14 protein-coding genes are annotated in these 17,970 nt (G+C 34.0%); 11 read left to right on the top strand and 3 right to left on the bottom strand.

Annotated elements, in window-relative coordinates; translation table 11 throughout:
* Positions 1–2: 2 nt before the first annotated feature.
* The 3 genes from GQS07_RS05960 to GQS07_RS05950 all read left to right on the top strand — a co-directional run bounded on the left by GQS07_RS05960 (position 3) and on the right by GQS07_RS05950 (position 3,770).
* Positions 3–2,282 (top strand): hypothetical protein, encoded by a 2,280-nt coding sequence (locus GQS07_RS05960; protein WP_158210031.1) that lies wholly within the window; start codon positions 3–5, stop codon positions 2,280–2,282.
* Positions 2,283–2,306: 24 nt separating this feature from the next.
* Positions 2,307–3,056, top strand: coding sequence for an SDR family NAD(P)-dependent oxidoreductase (locus GQS07_RS05955; RefSeq protein WP_158210030.1), 750 nt, complete (start codon positions 2,307–2,309; stop codon positions 3,054–3,056).
* Between the two features lie 63 nt (positions 3,057–3,119).
* Positions 3,120–3,770, top strand: coding sequence for a WG repeat-containing protein (locus tag GQS07_RS05950; RefSeq protein ID WP_158210029.1), 651 nt, complete (start codon positions 3,120–3,122; stop codon positions 3,768–3,770).
* Between the two features lie 202 nt (positions 3,771–3,972).
* Here GQS07_RS05950 and GQS07_RS05945 read toward each other — a convergent pair whose 3' ends face one another.
* The gene (locus GQS07_RS05945) at positions 3,973–5,853 is read right to left on the bottom strand and encodes a TonB-dependent receptor plug domain-containing protein (protein ID WP_158210028.1); all 1,881 of its coding nucleotides are present in this window, start codon (positions 5,851–5,853) and stop codon (positions 3,973–3,975) included.
* A gap of 217 nt (positions 5,854–6,070) precedes the next feature.
* Between GQS07_RS05945 and GQS07_RS05940 the strand changes: the two genes are divergently transcribed.
* A complete protein-coding gene (locus GQS07_RS05940; protein WP_233269318.1) occupies positions 6,071–7,621 on the top strand; it encodes a murein L,D-transpeptidase in 1,551 nt (516 codons plus the stop codon).
* Positions 7,622–7,722: 101 nt separating this feature from the next.
* On the opposite strand, the gene GQS07_RS05935 is transcribed toward GQS07_RS05940, so the two are convergent.
* On the bottom strand, positions 7,723–8,457 hold the full coding sequence (locus GQS07_RS05935) for a murein L,D-transpeptidase catalytic domain family protein (RefSeq protein WP_158210027.1): 735 nt from the start codon (positions 8,455–8,457) through the stop codon (positions 7,723–7,725).
* 191 nt (positions 8,458–8,648) lie between these two features.
* On the opposite strand from GQS07_RS05935, the gene gpmI reads away from it, so the two are divergent.
* Positions 8,649–10,166, top strand: coding sequence for a 2,3-bisphosphoglycerate-independent phosphoglycerate mutase (gene gpmI / locus GQS07_RS05930; protein WP_158210026.1), 1,518 nt, complete (start codon positions 8,649–8,651; stop codon positions 10,164–10,166).
* Positions 10,167–10,226: 60 nt separating this feature from the next.
* Here gpmI and GQS07_RS05925 read toward each other — a convergent pair whose 3' ends face one another.
* Positions 10,227–11,498 (bottom strand): acetyl-CoA hydrolase/transferase family protein, encoded by a 1,272-nt coding sequence (locus GQS07_RS05925; RefSeq protein ID WP_158210025.1) that lies wholly within the window; start codon positions 11,496–11,498, stop codon positions 10,227–10,229.
* Positions 11,499–11,658: 160 nt separating this feature from the next.
* On the opposite strand from GQS07_RS05925, the gene map reads away from it, so the two are divergent.
* The 6 genes from map to pruA all read left to right on the top strand — a co-directional run bounded on the left by map (position 11,659) and on the right by pruA (position 17,872).
* On the top strand, positions 11,659–12,477 hold the full coding sequence (gene map, locus GQS07_RS05920) for a type I methionyl aminopeptidase (RefSeq protein WP_090405782.1): 819 nt from the start codon (positions 11,659–11,661) through the stop codon (positions 12,475–12,477).
* Between the two features lie 14 nt (positions 12,478–12,491).
* The gene (locus GQS07_RS05915) at positions 12,492–13,256 is read left to right on the top strand and encodes a class I SAM-dependent methyltransferase (RefSeq protein WP_158210024.1); all 765 of its coding nucleotides are present in this window, start codon (positions 12,492–12,494) and stop codon (positions 13,254–13,256) included.
* Between the two features lie 531 nt (positions 13,257–13,787).
* On the top strand, positions 13,788–14,447 hold the full coding sequence (gene hxpB / locus GQS07_RS05910; RefSeq protein ID WP_158210023.1) for a hexitol phosphatase HxpB: 660 nt from the start codon (positions 13,788–13,790) through the stop codon (positions 14,445–14,447).
* A gap of 30 nt (positions 14,448–14,477) precedes the next feature.
* Positions 14,478–15,728: a DUF5103 domain-containing protein gene (locus GQS07_RS05905; RefSeq protein WP_158210022.1), complete on the top strand. Its 1,251-nt coding sequence runs from the start codon at positions 14,478–14,480 to the stop codon at positions 15,726–15,728.
* A gap of 27 nt (positions 15,729–15,755) precedes the next feature.
* Entirely contained in the window at positions 15,756–16,142 is a 387-nt protein-coding gene (apaG, locus tag GQS07_RS05900) for a Co2+/Mg2+ efflux protein ApaG (protein WP_199269110.1), read from the top strand.
* Positions 16,143–16,246: 104 nt separating this feature from the next.
* The gene (gene pruA / locus GQS07_RS05895; protein ID WP_158210021.1) at positions 16,247–17,872 is read left to right on the top strand and encodes an L-glutamate gamma-semialdehyde dehydrogenase; all 1,626 of its coding nucleotides are present in this window, start codon (positions 16,247–16,249) and stop codon (positions 17,870–17,872) included.
* Positions 17,873–17,970: the final 98 nt, after the last annotated feature.

The raw sequence follows: 17,970 nt of genomic DNA, 5'->3' as shown, positions 1-17,970 counted from the left end.
ATATGAAATTAACTTTCGGTAAAAGAATATTCCTTTACGGAGGAATATTCTTCTTAATTGTTTACTTCTTCGGGCAAACTTTCTTAAACAAATTTGTCAATACGAAATTACCCGAAATTATAGCAGACAAAAACGATACTCCTTATAACTTTTCCTACAAAGACGTAGATTATTCTTTGGCGCTACGCAAGCTTACTGTATCTGGAATTGAGTTAACTCCTAAAGAATCTCTGAAACAAGAAAACAAAACCTATATCTCGGGTACGGTTAAAAAAATCATAGTTCAAGGTGTTGGTTTTAAAGAGTTGTTTAGAAACCATAACCTGATTGCTAATAAAATTAGATTAGTTGAACCTGACTTTACAGTAATGCAGAGTGATAGTGTTTCTCCTCCTGCCAAAAAGTTTGACCTTACCAATAGCATTGATATCAGCAAAATATTTGTTGAGAATGCACACGTAAAAATCAAAGCAATTAAAGACAATCACCTCATCAATGAAGTGTTTAATTTTAATGCTGATATATTAGGGGTGCACTTTGGAATGGAAACTAAAAACAAGCCTATTCCTTTTACATACGAAAAATATACAATGTCTTGTGATTCTGTTTACAATAGATTGAACGATTTACACAGATTAAAAATTGGTAGTATTCAGATAGACCCTGATAAGTTCATCGCAAACAAAATTACTATTCGCCCTATTCGACAACAAATTGACTCGCTTGAAAAAGACAACTTATTATTGCTAAACATTCCTAAACTTGAATTATTAGGAACAGACTGGGGATATAGAGACAACCGTGATTTCTATGTTGAAATAAGTACGATACAAACAGACTCTACTTCGTTTAAAGTTTTACAGAAAAAACAGAAAACGCAAAAAGAGATAAAAAAAACGGCTCAAAAAGTACTCCCTCCTCTTGTTCCGTTTGACTTAAAGATTGGGGATATTAAGATTACTAATTTTCACTTCAACTCTCTTGATGTATGGAATACAAACAGGGCTAATCTGTGGATTCATAATATCGAAAACAAAGTATATGACACACTCCGTATTGATAAAATCAAGTTAGAGAATGCACTTGTTACGCATACACCAAAAGAGAAGTTCAATGCGCCAAAGGCTAAATTAAAACAAATTGACGACCGTATTTTTATCGACTCTCTTGTTCTTAAAAATGCTAATTACGTTTTAAAAGAAGAGAAATACGAGAAAAACACTTTAGAACTTAGCAATATTAATGCTACTATTCAAGACATTAATATCAATGAACAAACAACCTTAGAAAAGGTTCCGTTTACTTATAAAAACACTCTTCTACAGGTAGATAAAATCTATTATAATACACAGAAGTTTTACGACATACACGCTGACAATCTTAACATAACCGACAACAAGTTGGTAATGAAAAACTTTGCAATGAAACCTAAATACTCTCGTAAAAAAACGGTGAGTATGTTCAGATATGCAGATGATATTTTTAATTTATCTGCCAGTGAAATAGCCTTAAACGATTACAAATGGGGATTTGATAAAAATGGAGTATTTGATTTTTACACTAAAAACATCCACATTGAAAGTATTGATGCTAATATTTTTAGAGATAAAGCACCTGAATTTAATATGAGCATTAAACCGATGTTTAGTAAAAAACTAAGGGACCTAAAATTCGGAATGCAAGTAGATCAAGTTACCATTCGCCGTTCTAAATTAGTATATGAGGAAACAGATGAAAAAGCCTTAGCTCCTGGTAAGATTTTATTTACCAATTTTAGTGCTACAATAAACAATGTTTACAGTGGATTCAACAGAACGAAAGTTCCACGTACTACAATTGCTGTAGATGCGCGATTTATGAATGCAGCACCAATACGCGTTGATTGGTCTTTCAATATATTAAATAGACGTGATCAGTTTAATATTCAAGGGGTAATTACTAACTTTCCGGCAACGGCAATGCACCAGTTTTTACAGCCTTACGCCAAAGCTTCTACAGAAGGGACATTGGATATTGTAAAATTCAATTTCAACGGAAACAATACCTCTGCAACAGGAACTTTTGGAATGGAATACAAAGATTTAAAAGTTACCCTTTATCGAAAAGATGGTAAAGCGAAGAGACGTGTTGTTTCAGCTTTGGGTAATCTTTTTATTCGCAACAACACAAAAGGAGATGTGAAAACAGTAAACATTAAAAAAGTAGATCGTATTCAAGAGAAATCTTTTTTCAACTACTTATGGCTTTGTGTAATGCAAGGGTTAAAACAAACAATATTATAAATCAACAAAACATACTATAAACAAATGAAAACAGCCTTAATAACAGGAGCTACATCTGGAATCGGAAAAGCAACTGCTGAAACTTTAGCTCCTAATCACCGCTTAATTTTATGTGGTCGTAGAGCAGACAAACTAAATGAAGTAGCCCAAGAACTTTCTAAAGTAACTGAGGTAACCACACTTACTTTTGATGTTAGCCACAAAGAAGAAACGTTTGCAGCAATTAACTCACTACCGCAACAATGGCAACAAATTGATGTATTAGTAAACAATGCTGGAAATGCACACGGTTTAGCAAGCTTTCAAGAGGCTGCTATTGACGATTTAGAAGCGATGATAGATATCAATGTTAAAGGGGTAATCTACGTTACAAAAGCAGTCTTACCATTGATGATACCAAACCAATCTGGGCATATAGTAAACCTATCTTCTATTGCAGGAAAAGAGACTTACCAAAATGGAATAGTTTACTGTGCTTCAAAAGCCGCAGTCGAAGCTTTATCTAAGGGAATGCGTTTAGATTTATTAACAAGTGGTATCAAAGTAACCAATGTTGCACCAGGAGCAGTTGAAACAGAATTCTCTGTTGTTCGCTTTAAAGGAGACAAAGAAAAAGCAGATCAGGTTTACAAAGGATTCACACCACTTGAAGCACAAGATATAGCTAATGCAATTGCTTATGCTGTAAACCAACCTGAGCACGTGCAAATCGCTGATATGACGGTATTTCCAAAGGCACAAGCTGGTCCTTCTGCCTTCAATAAAAAAGTATAATTTTTTTCTTTTTAGTCTCACTTTAAAGAATACATTTGTGGCACTATTAGCGCACTTTGTCCTATGAAAAAAACAATAGCAATTAGCCTATTTTTGGCACTATATTGCACCAATAGTTGGGCTGTTAAAAAGTCTTCTATTAACTATGAATATCTTGTTGAAAGTACTTTCAAAACAGACACTATCTTTATTGACTTAAAGAATGATCCAGACTTTAAGTTTAAAAAAGGACTGCGTTGGTACCAAGATCCTGAATTGGAATTATTCGGTATCAAAAACGCCCAAGATGAAATCTATATCGAACCGTTATTTTATCAAATCGAATCTTTTATAGATGGTGTTTCTATTGTAACCACAGACGACTTTCAAGGGGCTATAAACGACAAAGGAGAAGTTATTATTCCTTTTTCTTATGAAGAACTACAAACAAGTAGTGAATTTAAAATAGCCTATGTAGACATAGATAAATGGGGATTCTTCAATACGAAAGGCGAAAAAGTAATTAATGCCGAATACGACTTTGTAGGAAGTTTCTCAGACGGATTAGCACTTGCTTCAAAAAACAACCTATTTGGTTATATCAATCACCAAGGAAAAACAGTTATCCCTTTTCAATACGATTATGCAAGTAATTTTGAAGATGGTGAAGCAAGGGTTGAAATAAAGTTCCGCTCTTTTGTTATCAATAAAAAAGGAATAAAAATAGCAGACTAAAATAAATATTGCGCGTCAATACTATTTAACCTACTGCAACAATAAAAACAAAGGTCATAAAAGCTAAAAACTTTTATGACCTTTTTTATTGCCTTCTAAAGCAAACCTCATCTTCCTTCTAAATAGTGTATAACAAAAAAAGCAACCTTACACACTGTAAGATTGCTTTTCATAGCTAACTATAATCAATAATTCCGAAGAACTATAGTCCATTAAATTTAACACCTAACGTAAACCATCTACCAGGCATTGGTACTACCCCTGCCTCGTTATATGTTGTATTGAAGATATTTTGAGCATCTACATAGAAATTAAACTTATCTACAGTATAACTCATTCTAAAATCATTCACCCAATAACTCTTATAACTTAATCGGTCGTTAAAACGATTTACAAACGCTGTACTAAAGTTTTTATACTTATAATTAATTGTCCCAACTACTTGATGTTTTAAAGCCTCTGAAGAATATTTAGAAATCTTATTCTCTGCTCTATTCTCAAGTTTTGGCGATAAATAAGTATAAGCTAAACCAAGATTCCATTGAGATACATCATTTCCAAACGCATATTTGAATGTTGTATTAACTCCTGTTGTTTTATTCTTAGCAGCATTTACAGGTTCAAAAGGTTGTGAAACATCTGAGCGTACCCAATGGATAAACTCATCTATATCGCGGTAAAACACAAATGCTTCAGCAGAGAATCCGTCTTTAATATATTTTGCTCCCCCTTCTACTTGGTAAGCTTTTTCTGGATCTAAATCAGGGTTCCCAACATTTCCAGGTCTTTGATTCAAATATAAATCTGTAAACGATGGTAAACGTTGACTTGTTCCTGCACTAAATACAGCCTTCCAATTAGAATTGAATGCATAACTCATATCAATTCCTGGAAACACTTGCCAACCGTATTGTGTATTATAATTCACATAAGCTCCAAGATTAATATCTAAGCTATTGAAAAACTCACGTTGAAACTCTGCAAAGAATCCATAATTACTCTTGCTGTGATCTCCAATATTAGTAGAATTAATCTCCTCATATCTCATTTCAGCACCTACATTAAACTTTCCAAAGTCAACTTCATACTGTCCTTTTATATCTGCTGTAATAGCGTGTGTGTAGTGTCTACTACGTGCTACATCAAGCTTATGTCTAAAATATTGATAATCGTCAAAGTTATAGCGGTAAGCAACACTTGGCGACAATAAGAACTTATCACTTAAGCGATGTTTAGAACTAAAATTAGCAAATGTTGTACTAACAATCTCTTTTGAGTTTTTATCCCCAGGAGCAGCATAGAAACCATTTGCACCAAATGAACTTCTTGCATATCCCCCTAACACCATAATAGAGTTATTTTCATTTGGAACAATATTCCCTTGATAGAAAACCTTATTATTGTGAAATGCCGTATTATATCTATAACCATTACCCGAATCGTGCGTTCCAAAAAGCATATGGTTGTGTTTTTTCTTAATCACAGTTCCCCCTACTTGCACTCCACGTCCGTTAAACATATCTCCGTGGTCGTCTTCTTTATCCTTCTTAAAACTTGTACCTCCATAAACGTGTGCAAACACACCATCTTTAGAAGGGTTTTTAGTAACGATATTAACTACCCCAGTCAAACTATTTACTCCATATAAACGAGCAGATGGTCCGCGTAGAATCTCTACTCTTTCAATCGCTTCTAAAGGAACTGGAATATTCAACGCATTGTGGCCTGTTTGAGGATCAGTTAACTTCTGTCCGTTTAACAACAATAAGTTTTGTTCAAAACTACCTCCATCAATACTCAAATCTGCTTGTGTTCCAAAAGGACCACGTTGGCGTAAATCCACACCAGCTGCATAACTAAGTAATTCATTCACAGAAGAAACAGGTAATTGTTTTATCTGTTCTTTACTTAGAATAGTGATGTTTCTATTTTTCAACGAACTTGCAAGTTGCAAGCGCTGATTATAAATAACAATCTCTTCAATATTATTAGTAATTTCTTGTTCACTTGTTGTTTTCTCTTGTGCATAAACACCAGAAATAGCAGAAAGCATCAGTGATAAAATAACACTTCTCTTAACCATTTTAATATAATTTTCAGCAAAATTATCTTTATATCACACGACAAAGGTAGTCCGGTTTTAAAATAGAAAGCAGTCCGGATATAATAATCACAAATTAGCTGTTTTTAGCAAAAAAAAATCAAAATATAGCACATCACTGAAAAAACAAGTAAATTTGCCGGATATATCCTTTGCTATGAGAGAAATATTATTAAGTTTTTTAGCAACATTTTTATTAATGTCTTGCAAAAAATTTGATGCGATGGCCACACAAGTGGTGTACAGTGATTCTATACACGCTAACCCACTTGACGATGACACATCCATCAACATTGATTCCCTAAAACTGGCGAATCTTCCTAAAGACCTACAACAATTTTACCACGACAATGAGTATAAAATTGGATGGTCTGAAAAAGAAAACAGAGAGCAATTATTGAAAGCTTTAAACGAATCTTATTTAGATGGTATTAAAGTAAAAACGAAAGAAATCGACAAACTTACTACGCTAAATAATAGCTACGTTGATTTATCTGATAGTTTAAAAATTGAAGCTGACTTTCTTTATTCTAAAGCATATAATAGTGCGATAAACAATTTGTTCAACGGTGTATTAAATCCTCGCAGATTATACAACGATTGGGATATTGACAAAAAAGAAATCAATATTCCCACTACAATGCTGATTGCATTAGAGAACCAAGAAGTTTACACGAGCTTTGACAGCATTAGATCTCCTTCAAGTATGTACAAAAACTTAAGAGGAAAACTTGTTCGTTTTTACGACTTAAAGAAAGACACTATTCAAATTACTGCTACACCTGCTCCAAAAGTAAATGACACAGTAATCGGTTTAAGCAAGTTAAAAAAACACTTAGCTTTTCTTAATTACTATGCAGACAGTTTAGACATCAATGATATCAATACGAAAGAAGTTATTGCTGGTTTAAAAAAGTTTCAAAAGAACAACAAGCTAATTGAAACGGGTACTGTTAACAAGAAAACAATAGATGTTATTGCCAACGAAGAAGAAGTAGTTAAAAAATTATTAGTTACCAACCTTGAACGTTGGAGATGGTTTCCAAGAGATTTAGGAGAAAACTATATTCTGATAAATATAACTGACTTTAGTCTTGTAGCTGTAACACACGGTGACACTATCAAGAAACACAAAGTTATTGTTGGTACAACTGCCAGAAAAACACCTATTCTTTCTTCTGTATTGAAAACAGTGGTACTTAACCCAACGTGGACAGTGCCTCCTACAATTTTAAAGAATGATTTAGTGCCTAAAGCAGTAAGTAACTTAGGTTATTTCAGCAGTAGAAATTTCACTATTTACGACAAAAAAACAGGGAAAGCTGTTGATCCTTCCAATTGGGATTCGTCAAGAGCAAGCTCATACAGATATGTTCAAAAAGGTGGTCCAGGTAATACTTTAGGTAGAGTTAAATTTATGTTTGACAACAACCACGCAGTATATCTTCACGACACACCAAACAAAGCAAACTTTAACAGAGCTTCTCGTAACTTGAGTTCAGGATGTGTACGCGTTCAAGATCCGTTTGATTTAGCTCAGTTTATTTTTGATGTACAAGAAAATGAAATTTCTAAAGATGAAATAACATCTATTCTTGACTCTGAAAAAACGAAAAATATATCTACTAATAAAGCTGGAATTACTATTCACCAATTATATTGGACAATTCAAGTAGATAATCACGGACAAATAAAGAGGTTTAATGACGTTTATGGTTTTGATAATAACTTATACCAAAAACTAAATTAATTACTAATTAACGTCACTCCTTTCAGAAATGACAACAAACAAAGAAGCCCATTGCTCTAAGAGAACAATGGGCTTCTTTGTTGTTTATAAACAAGTATTAACTAAACAAGTTTAGAGCGATTTTTATAATCGTTACTTGGATAATAGATGAATAAACAAGACTTATCTTTGATTAACTCAATCAATTCTTTATTTACCTCTTGTGGTACTGCAGGACAACCGTAGCTACGACCTAAACGCCCTTGTGCATCAATAAGCTTGCGAGAAGCATAATCTGCACCGTGAATAACAATTGCGCGCTTACGTGCATTATCATTGATTCCAGATTCTAAACCATCTAAACGAAGTGAAAAACCATTTCTACCACTATATGTTTCTCCTGTCGTATAAAAACCAAGGCTACTCATATGGGAATTCTCTCTATTTGAAAATGTAGTAGCAAACTCATCACCAGTCTTTTTACCGTGTGCAACATACGATTGTAACACAACTGCATTTTCTTTTAAATCAATAACCCATAAACGAGGAACAGAAGACGAAAGACTAAAGTCTACAATTGTCAACTTCTCATTCTGTATTTTTCCTGATTCTGCTAACTTATAATATCCTTTCAACGCTTTTGTAAAAACGTTTTGAGAAGGAGCATCAAATCCTTTTAAATCTAAGTTTGAAAATAAAGAACTTGCCTTCGTTTCAAAACTCGATTCTTTCGTTTCTTCAATCTTATATGTTAAATTATCACTTTTACTTTTTGCGGCATTCAAAGTACTACTTCCTACAAAATTCCCACATAGCATAATTGCAATCAAACTGCAATAAAACGTCTTATTTTTCATTTAACCTGTTCATTAATAGTATTTCACATTCATTTTTAAGAATTGTAAAAATAGAAAAAATAATTATCTATCCATACATTCTTTTAAACAATTATCGTGCAATTCGTCATTTTTTAAAAGTTAATTTTTAAGATTTCGCAGAAGTATGCGTAAATTTGTCTTACACAACTCAAATATTAAATATTTTTATCATGAATAAAAAAGTTATTTTAATGATTTTGGATGGTTGGGGACAAACACAAGACCCTAAAGTTTCTGCCATCGAACACGCACAGACTCCTTTTATAGACAGCTTATATACACAATATCCTAATACTTATGTTTTAACTGACGGACTCAACGTTGGACTTCCTGCAGGTCAAATGGGTAATTCTGAAGTTGGACATATGAACTTAGGTGCTGGTAGAATTGTTTACCAAGACTTAGTGAAGATTAATATGGCTGTGGAAAGTGGTACTATTGCTAATGAACCTGCTTTAAAAAACGCTTTTGAATACGCGAAACAAAACAACAAGAAAGTTCACTTCTTAGGATTACTTTCTGACGGTGGTGTTCACTCACACGAAAAGCATTTATATGGTTTAGTAGATGCTGCTAACAATGCGGGAGTAAAAGACATTTTTGTACACGCATTTACTGACGGACGTGATGTTGACCCTAAATCTGGTATCAAACACGTGCAACAATTAGAAAACCATTTACAAACTTCTAATGCTAAATTAGCTTCTGTCGTTGGACGTTACTACGCAATGGACAGAGATAAGAGATGGGAACGCGTTGCTAAAGCATACCACTTATTAGTAAACGGAACTGGTGTTCATTCTACGAATGCTGTAAAAAGTTTAGAGGAAAGCTACGCTAATAATATTACGGATGAGTTCATTGAACCAATCATTATGGTAGATGGAAACGATAAACCATTGGCTACAATTCAGGCTGATGATGTGGTTATCTTCTTCAACTTCCGTACAGATAGAGGTCGCGAATTAACTCACGTTCTTTCACAAGAAGACAATGCTGAATACAATATGAAGAAACTACCATTGTACTTTGTTACCTTGACAAATTATGATGATACGTTTAACAATATCCACGTTGTTTACGACAAAGATAATATCACAAATACTTTAGGAGAGGTTCTGGAAAAACACGGTAAAAAACAAATCCGTATTGCAGAAACAGAAAAATACCCACACGTTACTTTCTTCTTCTCAGGAGGCCGTGAAGTACCTTTTGAAGGAGAAACAAGATTACTTTGCCCTTCTCCAAAAGTAGCAACTTATGACCTTAAACCAGAAATGAGTGCTTATGATTTAAAAGACGCTCTTGTTCCTGAATTGAAAAAAGGTGATGTTGATTTTGTGTGTTTAAACTTTGCTAATGGTGATATGGTAGGACATACAGGTGTGATGTCTGCTGCTATCAAAGCGTGTGAGGCTGTAGACGAATGTGTAAAAGAAGTGGTTACAACTGCTTTAGAAAACAATTACACTACTATTATCTTAGCTGACCACGGAAACTGTGAAACAATGATTAACCCTGATGGTACGCCAAACACAGCGCATACTACTAATCCGGTGCCAATCATTATTGTTGATAAAGACATTAAAGAAGTTAATCACGGTGTACTTGGTGACTTAGCGCCAACTATCTTAAAGTTGATGGGAGTACCTCAACCAGAAGAAATGACAAGACATTCATTAGTATAATGAATTACTCATAAACAAAAATAGCCACATTACTGTGGCTATTTTTATTTTATAAACTTTCTATTTGCTCAACGTTCGGTTGTAATACTCACGTACAATTTCTTCTCTAAAATTTGGATGTGCAATATTAGCTAATGCCTCAACACGTTGGTCAATTGACTTCCCTTGTAAATCAGCAACTCCAAATTCAGTTACTATATATTGTGCGTGTGCTCGTGAAGTAACTACTCCTGCTCCTTCTTTTAGGAACGGAACAATTTTATTCGCTCCTTTTTTAGTTGTAGCAGACATCGCAATAATAGCTTTTCCTCCCGGACTCATAGCTGCACCACGCATAAAGTCAACCTGACCTCCTACTCCTGAATACAAACTATGTCCGATTGAATCAGCACAAATTTGTCCTGTTAAGTCAATCTCAACCGCAGAATTAATAGCCACAACATTTGGGTTTTGTCTAATAATAAAAGGGTCGTTCGTATAAGAACACTCCTTCATTATAAAGAAAGGATTGTTATCCATATATTTATAAATACGCTCTGTACCAACAAAGAAAGTAGACACTGCTCTACCTTTATTAGCTACCGTTTGCGTACAGTCTAAAGCACCTGCTTCAATCAAATCAATAACTCCATCTGCAAACATCTCTGTATGTAAACCTAAGTGTTTGTGATTTTTCAATTTCTGTAATACTGCCTCAGGAATATTACCTATCCCCATTTGCAACGTACTACCGTCTTCAATTAACTCAGCAATATACTTTCCAATCTTATCCTCTTCTTCACTAATATTCACAGAATATTCTGTCAATATTGGGGTATTATGTTCTACTAAAACATCAATATTAGAAATGTGAATCGTACTATCACCAAATGTTCTTGGCATAAAACTATTCACTTGAGCAATAACAATTTTCGCATTTTCAATAGCAGCAGGTGTAGCTTCTACTGAGGCCCCAAGCGAACAAAAACCGTGTTCATCTGGTGCTGAAACTTGAATTAAAACAATATCTAATGGTACTAATCCCTTTCTAAATAAACCAGGTAGTTCACTTAAAAAAACAGGAGTATATGTTCCATTTCCTGCTTTAATTGTATGGCGAACATTTCCACCAATAAAAAAAGAATTAACTCTAAAACTATCTTTTAAACTTGGATCAGCATAAGGTGCATTTCCTAAAGTGTGAATATGACAAAACTCTACATTTCGAAGTTCTGACGCTCGTGCTACAATAGCATCGATCAAATGGTTAGGAGTACAAGCTACTGAGTGTACATAAATTCTATCTCCTGATTTGACAAGCTTAGCAGCCTCAAGAGCCGACGAATATTTCATAATAAATTACTGTGTATTAAAAATCAAATTTTTACAATTAAAAACATCTAATAGGCTAAGTTAAAGTATTTCTATTTGATTGTCCAAGAAAAAACAAATTCTATTAATTTTTTTCATTCGTTCCAATAGCGTAATTTTGTACCACTTAAAAATTTAAAGTATGATCATTCCAAAAACTCCAGAAGAAATTGAGTTGATGAGACAAAGTGCCCTTCTTGTTTCCAAAACATTGGGTATGCTTACAACAGAACTAAAGCCAGGAGTAACGACTTTAGAATTAGATAAAAAAGCAGAAGAATATATTAGAGATCACGGTGCTGTACCAGGATTTAAAGGTCTTTACGGATGTCCTTCTTCTATTTTAACAAGTGTAAACGAACAAATCGTTCACGGTTTACCAACAAACAGACCTTTAGAAGATGGTGATATCGTTTCTATTGACTGTGGTACTGTAATGAATGGTTTCTACGGTGACCACGCTTATACTTTTGAAGTAGGTGAAGTTGCTGCTGAGACTAAAAAGTTATTACAAATTACAAAAGAATCGCTATATGTAGGTATTCGTGAATTCCGCATTGGAAATCGCGTAGAAGATGTTGGTAGTGCTATTCAACGTTTTTGTGAAGCTGAAGGATATACTGTTGTTCGCGAATTAGTAGGACACGGTGTTGGACGCAAAATGCACGAAGACCCTGAAATGCCTAACTACGGTAAACCAGGAAGAGGTAAGAAATTTGTAGAAGGAATGGTGGTAGCTATTGAGCCTATGATCAACTTAGGTACAAGAAACATCAAACAATTAAATGATGGATGGACTATCGTTACTCGTGACGGAAAACCATCTGCTCACTTTGAACACGATGTAGCTCTTGTTAATGGTAAACCAGAATTACTTTCTACTTTCAAATACATCTACCAAGCTTTAGGTATCGAAAGTAATGAAGAAGATGAATTTAGAGCTAATCCTTTAGTTTTATAATTCGTTTTTCCTTTATGAAAAAACTTTTCAAAACAATATTGAACACTGTGCCTCGACCGATTTTAATTCGGTTGAGCTACCTTGTTCGCCCTATTATTGCCTTTTCTTTAAAGGGTGATACGTATACGGACCCTATTGACGGAAAGAGTTTTAAAAGTTTTTTACCTTATGGGTACGCTAAACAGCGAAACAATGTTTTATCGCCAAGTACCTTGTCTTTAGAAAGACATCGCCTGCTTTGGCTTTATTTAAAAAATGAAACAGACTTCTTTAGTACCCCTAAAAAAGTACTGCACTTTGCTCCTGAACAAGCTTTCTACAAAAGGTTCAGAAAACAAGCTAATTTAGAATATACTACAACTGATTTAGAATCGCCTTTAGCTGATGTAAAGGCTGATATATGCAACTTGCCTTTTGAAGACAATAGCTTTGATATAATTTTGTGTAATCACGTATTGGAACATATCCCTGACGACACAAAAGCAATGCAAGAGCTATACCGCATTCTAAAACCAGGTGGAATGGGTATTTTCCAAATTCCACAGGATCTAAATCGCCAAGAGACATTCCAAGACGACTCTATCACCGACCCTAAAGAACGTACATTAATCTTTGGACAATATGACCACGTTCGTATTTATGGTAGAGATTACTTTGACAAATTGCGTAAAATCGGATTTAATGTCAAAGAGGTTGATTACACCAAAACACTATCTAAACAAGAAATTGAAAAATATTGTTTAGCAGATGGAGAAATAATTCCCGTTTGCTTTAAATAACCTTTTATTTATAATTGAATAAAGTCTGTTACTAATCAAAATAACAAACATTTTACTTCAGACATCAAAAGACTTATTCAACTGTATTTTGACTTTCTTCTTCAGGTGTAAAACCACAATTTAATACTTATCAATATTCATTTATCAGCCATATTCTTCTAAGGATATAACACTCTTTGTGTTGTTTTATTTTGAGTGTATGTATAGTGTATGTATACTCCTTGTATAGTCAATGTATAAAAACTATGTGAAACTTTACAAGCACTTTACATAGAATACACAATAGATATACAAGCACCTAAGCTATGATTAATTAAAAACAACCTTAATAGTTTATCATCATTCATTTTCACAGGAAATTCTCACAGTATTACTTTTCTTTGGCGGTATACTATAGTGATTGCTAAACGTTAGTCCTTACAATTTCATTCACAACCGCTACTCTACACGATTAACCACACATTCTACTTCGCTATCCACATTGATTTACTTATCTTCGTAAACACTTAAATATTACAATTACACGCATTTATGATTAATACCGTTTTATTCGATATGGATGGAGTCTTAATTGACTCAGAACATTTTTGGCAACAGGCAGAAAAAGAGGTTTTTACTTCGGTTGGAGCTATTTGGGATGACAAAATTGCACTACAAACAACTGGTCAAACAACCAGAGCTGTTACTGAATTGTGGTATAAAATGTTTCCTTGGGAAGGAAAGTCAATCGAAGAAGTTGAACAAGCTGTTATTGATCGCGTTGATGCGTTGATTCGTGAAAAAGGACAAATTAAAGCTGGCGTTCTTGACACATTAAACTATCTGTCAGACAATAACTTTAAAATTGGTTTAGCTACTAACTCACCTGATTCATTAATTCACACAGTATTAGAGAGATTAGAAATTAAAAAATACTTTCAAACTATCGTTTCTGCTCTTCACGTAAAAGAGGGAAAACCAGCACCTGATGTTTACTTAACAGCAGCAAAAAACTTAGGAAGTAATCCGGAAAACTGTTTAGTTATAGAAGATTCGTTTACAGGGGCTACTGCTGGAAAAAGAGCTGGTATGACTGTAGTATCAGTTCCTGACCCTAAAGAATTTAACGATCCGAAATTTGATATTGCTGATATCAAAATCGAAAGCTTGAGCTTGTTTCAAGAAAAAATCGTACCTTTTTTCTCGAATTAACTTTTTTGTAAAAAACGAAACTCGATAGCAATGCAGAAAAACTTTTTCTTTACTTGCTTTGCTATTTTACTTTGTCTAATAGCACAAGCACAGACTCCGCAAAACATAACAGCTGACTATATTAAGTCCGCTGCTTTTATGGCAAATAATAGAGCAGTGAATCCTTTTTTTAGATTAGGAGATTCATTTACTATTGCCTTTGATGATTTATATGGAGATGAAAGTAATTATTACTACAGAGTAAAAGCGTATGATTACGATTGGAAACCGTCTAAACTGAAACAAATTGATTACATAGATGGAATGGACAACCAACGTATTCTGAACTACGAAAATTCATATAATACTTTACAACCCTACACACATTACAGGCTAACCTTACCTAATTCAATGTACAGAATTACTAAGAGTGGTAATTACGTTTTGGAAATTTACAATGCAGACGATGAAGTAGTGATTAGACGAAAATTTGTACTGTATGAGAATGCTGTTTCAGTTCCTATTCAAGTGAAAAGAACGAGAAATTTAGATGTTTACGATACAAAACAAAACTTAGACTTTACGATTCAGTTGGGCGAAGTATTATATAACAATCCTACCAACAATGTGAAAGTAGCTATCTTTCAAAATGGCAGATGGGACTCGTTTTTAAATAATATTAAACCACAATATACAATTGGCACAGATTTAGTATATAAATATGATGAACAAACTCAGTTTTGGGCTGGTAATCAATACTTAAACTTTGACAATAGTGATATAAAGCAGGTGAACAATATGATTGGATCTACCTACGTTAATAATGGTATATATAATACATTTTTATATACTAATGAAAGTAGAGCCACAAAAGGTTATACCTTTTTCCCTGATATAAATGGTAGTTTTTACCCGAGAAATATCAATGGAAAAAATCCGAATAGTGAAGCAGAATATAGTTGGGTTTACTTTTCGTTTAAACCAAATGCAGAGGCTCCAACTGGATTAGATTACTATGTTACGGGTATGTTTAACGACTATGAGCTTACTCAAAACAACAAATTAAAATACAACGAAGAAAAAGATTTGTTCGAACAAGCCATTCTCATTAAACAAGGTTTTACGAATTTTAGTTATACAGCTGTACATAAAAACAGAGTTTCCCCTGAAAATGCTGCAGATGGAAATTATGCACTAACAACCAATAAGTATCAAGTAATTGTATATTACAGAAACAATATAGATTTATACGATAGAGCAATTGGTATTGGTGAAGCAAGCGCAGAAAATATTATTTATTAAAAATAGAAACAACTTAATATACTACCTATGATTTCACAAACCACCAAAGGAATCAAGATTTCTGTCGAAACACAGTATGAAGGCAGCTTTTTTAAGTCAAAAGACACTTGTTATGTTTTCAATTATAAAATTACAATTGAAAACACAACTGATGATACTGTACAAATATTGTCAAGACATTGGGAAATTTATGATTCCCTGAAAAATACAGAAATAATAGAAGGAGAAGGCATCATAGGCGAGACACCTATTATTGCTCCTGGAGAGAAACACACCTATAAAAGTGGTTGCATTTTAAAATCGTCATTAGGCTCAATGCAAGGCCATTACAACGTATTAAATCACACGCACGCACGCCTATTTAAAGTTACTATTCCAAACTTTAAATTATCTGCAGACTTTGTGTTAAACTAAGCAAAACATAGGTTTTTCTGAGGGAGAGGCAAAATTGTTTTAATTTTTTTTAATTATATTTGTAATTATTCAATTCATTAAACTACTTAAATACGAAACATAATATGTCAAACGGATTCTACAAAGTTCCTGCTGCCGTTAATGAGCCAGTTAAGTCTTATGCGCCAGGATCAAAAGAAAGAGAATTAACTTTGAATTCTTTCAAAGAACAATACAACACTCAAGTTGATATTCCATTATACATCGGTGGAGAAGAGGTTAGAACAGGTGATACAAAAGATTTGTTCCCTCCATTCGATCATAAACATAAATTAGGTGTTTACCACCAAGCAGATAAAGCATTAGTAGAGAAAGCTATTTCTACTGCTTTAGAAGCAAAAAAGAAATGGGCTAATATGCCTTGGGAGCACAGAGCTTCTATTTTCTTAAAAGCTGCTGAGTTATTAGCTGGTCCTTACCGTGCTAAAATCAACGCTGCTACAATGATTGCTCAAGCAAAAACATTACACCAAGCAGAAATTGATTCAGCTTGTGAGTTTATTGACTTCTTGAGATTCAACGTACAATTTATGTCTCAAATTTATTCAGAGCAACCTGCTTCAAGCGAAGGTATCTGGAATAGACTTGAGCACAGACCTTTAGAAGGTTTCGTTTACGCAATTACTCCATTTAACTTTACTGCAATTTCTGGTAACCTACCTGCTTCTGCAGCTTTAATGGGTAACGTAGTAGTATGGAAACCATCTGCAACTCAAATTTACTCTGCAAGAGTAATTGTTGAAGTATTCAAATTAGCTGGATTACCTGACGGTGTTATCAACGTTGTTTACGGAAACTCTGCTATGATTACTGATACATTATTAGCAAGCCCTGATTTCGCTGGTATCCACTTTACAGGATCTACTGGTGTTTTCAACAGTATGTGGACTAAAATTGGTCAAAACATCAACAACTACAAAACTTACCCAAGAATTGTAGGTGAAACAGGTGGTAAAGACTTCGTTATTGCTCACCCATCTTCTTGTGCTAAAGAAGTTGCTGTAGCTTTAACAAGAGGTGCTTTCGAATACCAAGGACAAAAATGTTCTGCGGCTTCAAGAGCATATATCCCTGCTTCTATGTGGCCTAAAGTAAAAGAATATATGGGTGCTGACTTAGCAACAATTAAAATGGGAACTCCTGAGGATCCATCTAACTTTGTTTCTTCTGTTATCTCTGAAAGTTCTTTTGACAAATTAGCTAAATACATTGACCAAGCTCAAGCTGATAGCGATGCTGAAGTAGTATTTGGTGGTAAATATGACAAATCTGTAGGTTACTTCATTGAGCCAACTGTAATTGTTACTACTAACCCTCAATACGAAACAATCAAAACTGAATTATTCGGACCTGTATTAACTATCTACGTTTACGAAGATGCTAAATGGGCTGAAACATTAAAATTAGTTGACGAAACATCTGTTTACGCATTAACAGGTGCTATCTTCTCTAAATGTCGTTACGCTGCAATTGAGGCTACTGATGCTTTAGTAAACGCTGCTGGTAACTTCTACATTAATGACAAGCCAACTGGTGCTGTTGTTGGTCAACAACCATTTGGTGGTGCAAGAGCTTCTGGTACTAACGATAAAGCAGGTTCTGTATTGAACTTACTTCGTTGGGTTTCTCCAAGAACAATCAAGGAAACTTTTGTTCCAGCTACTGATTATAAATATCCGTTTTTAGGATAATCTAAAATATTTAAAAACGGTTACTCTCAAAAAGACGTAACCGTTTTTTTATTCAATTCAGTGCTTTTTATTAGGATCGTTTGTAAGTAAAACACTAC

It is taken from the genome of Myroides phaeus (genome assembly GCF_009799805.1).
Classification (GTDB): domain Bacteria; phylum Bacteroidota; class Bacteroidia; order Flavobacteriales; family Flavobacteriaceae; genus Flavobacterium; species Flavobacterium phaeum_A.
The sequence above is the reverse complement of the archived record's forward strand: the minus strand, read 5'-3'. Positions and strand labels throughout refer to the sequence as shown.

What these genes read in the sequence shown, in the direction of transcription:
- hxpB (WP_158210023.1), top strand. Translation starts at nt 13,788, where the DNA reads ATGATTAATACCGTTTTATTCGATATGGATGGAGTCTTAATTGACTCA.
- apaG (WP_199269110.1), top strand. Translation starts at nt 15,756, where the DNA reads ATGATTTCACAAACCACCAAAGGAATCAAGATTTCTGTCGAAACACAG.
- map (WP_090405782.1), top strand. Translation starts at nt 11,659, where the DNA reads ATGATCATTCCAAAAACTCCAGAAGAAATTGAGTTGATGAGACAAAGT.
- gpmI (WP_158210026.1), top strand. Translation starts at nt 8,649, where the DNA reads ATGAATAAAAAAGTTATTTTAATGATTTTGGATGGTTGGGGACAAACA.
- GQS07_RS05915 (WP_158210024.1), top strand. Translation starts at nt 12,492, where the DNA reads ATGAAAAAACTTTTCAAAACAATATTGAACACTGTGCCTCGACCGATT.
- GQS07_RS05960 (WP_158210031.1), top strand. Translation starts at nt 3, where the DNA reads ATGAAATTAACTTTCGGTAAAAGAATATTCCTTTACGGAGGAATATTC.
- GQS07_RS05945 (WP_158210028.1), bottom strand. Translation starts at nt 5,853, where the DNA reads ATGGTTAAGAGAAGTGTTATTTTATCACTGATGCTTTCTGCTATTTCT.
- pruA (WP_158210021.1), top strand. Translation starts at nt 16,247, where the DNA reads ATGTCAAACGGATTCTACAAAGTTCCTGCTGCCGTTAATGAGCCAGTT.
- GQS07_RS05935 (WP_158210027.1), bottom strand. Translation starts at nt 8,457, where the DNA reads ATGAAAAATAAGACGTTTTATTGCAGTTTGATTGCAATTATGCTATGT.
- GQS07_RS05925 (WP_158210025.1), bottom strand. Translation starts at nt 11,498, where the DNA reads ATGAAATATTCGTCGGCTCTTGAGGCTGCTAAGCTTGTCAAATCAGGA.
- GQS07_RS05955 (WP_158210030.1), top strand. Translation starts at nt 2,307, where the DNA reads ATGAAAACAGCCTTAATAACAGGAGCTACATCTGGAATCGGAAAAGCA.
- GQS07_RS05940 (WP_233269318.1), top strand. Translation starts at nt 6,071, where the DNA reads ATGTCTTGCAAAAAATTTGATGCGATGGCCACACAAGTGGTGTACAGT.
- GQS07_RS05950 (WP_158210029.1), top strand. Translation starts at nt 3,120, where the DNA reads ATGAAAAAAACAATAGCAATTAGCCTATTTTTGGCACTATATTGCACC.
- GQS07_RS05905 (WP_158210022.1), top strand. Translation starts at nt 14,478, where the DNA reads ATGCAGAAAAACTTTTTCTTTACTTGCTTTGCTATTTTACTTTGTCTA.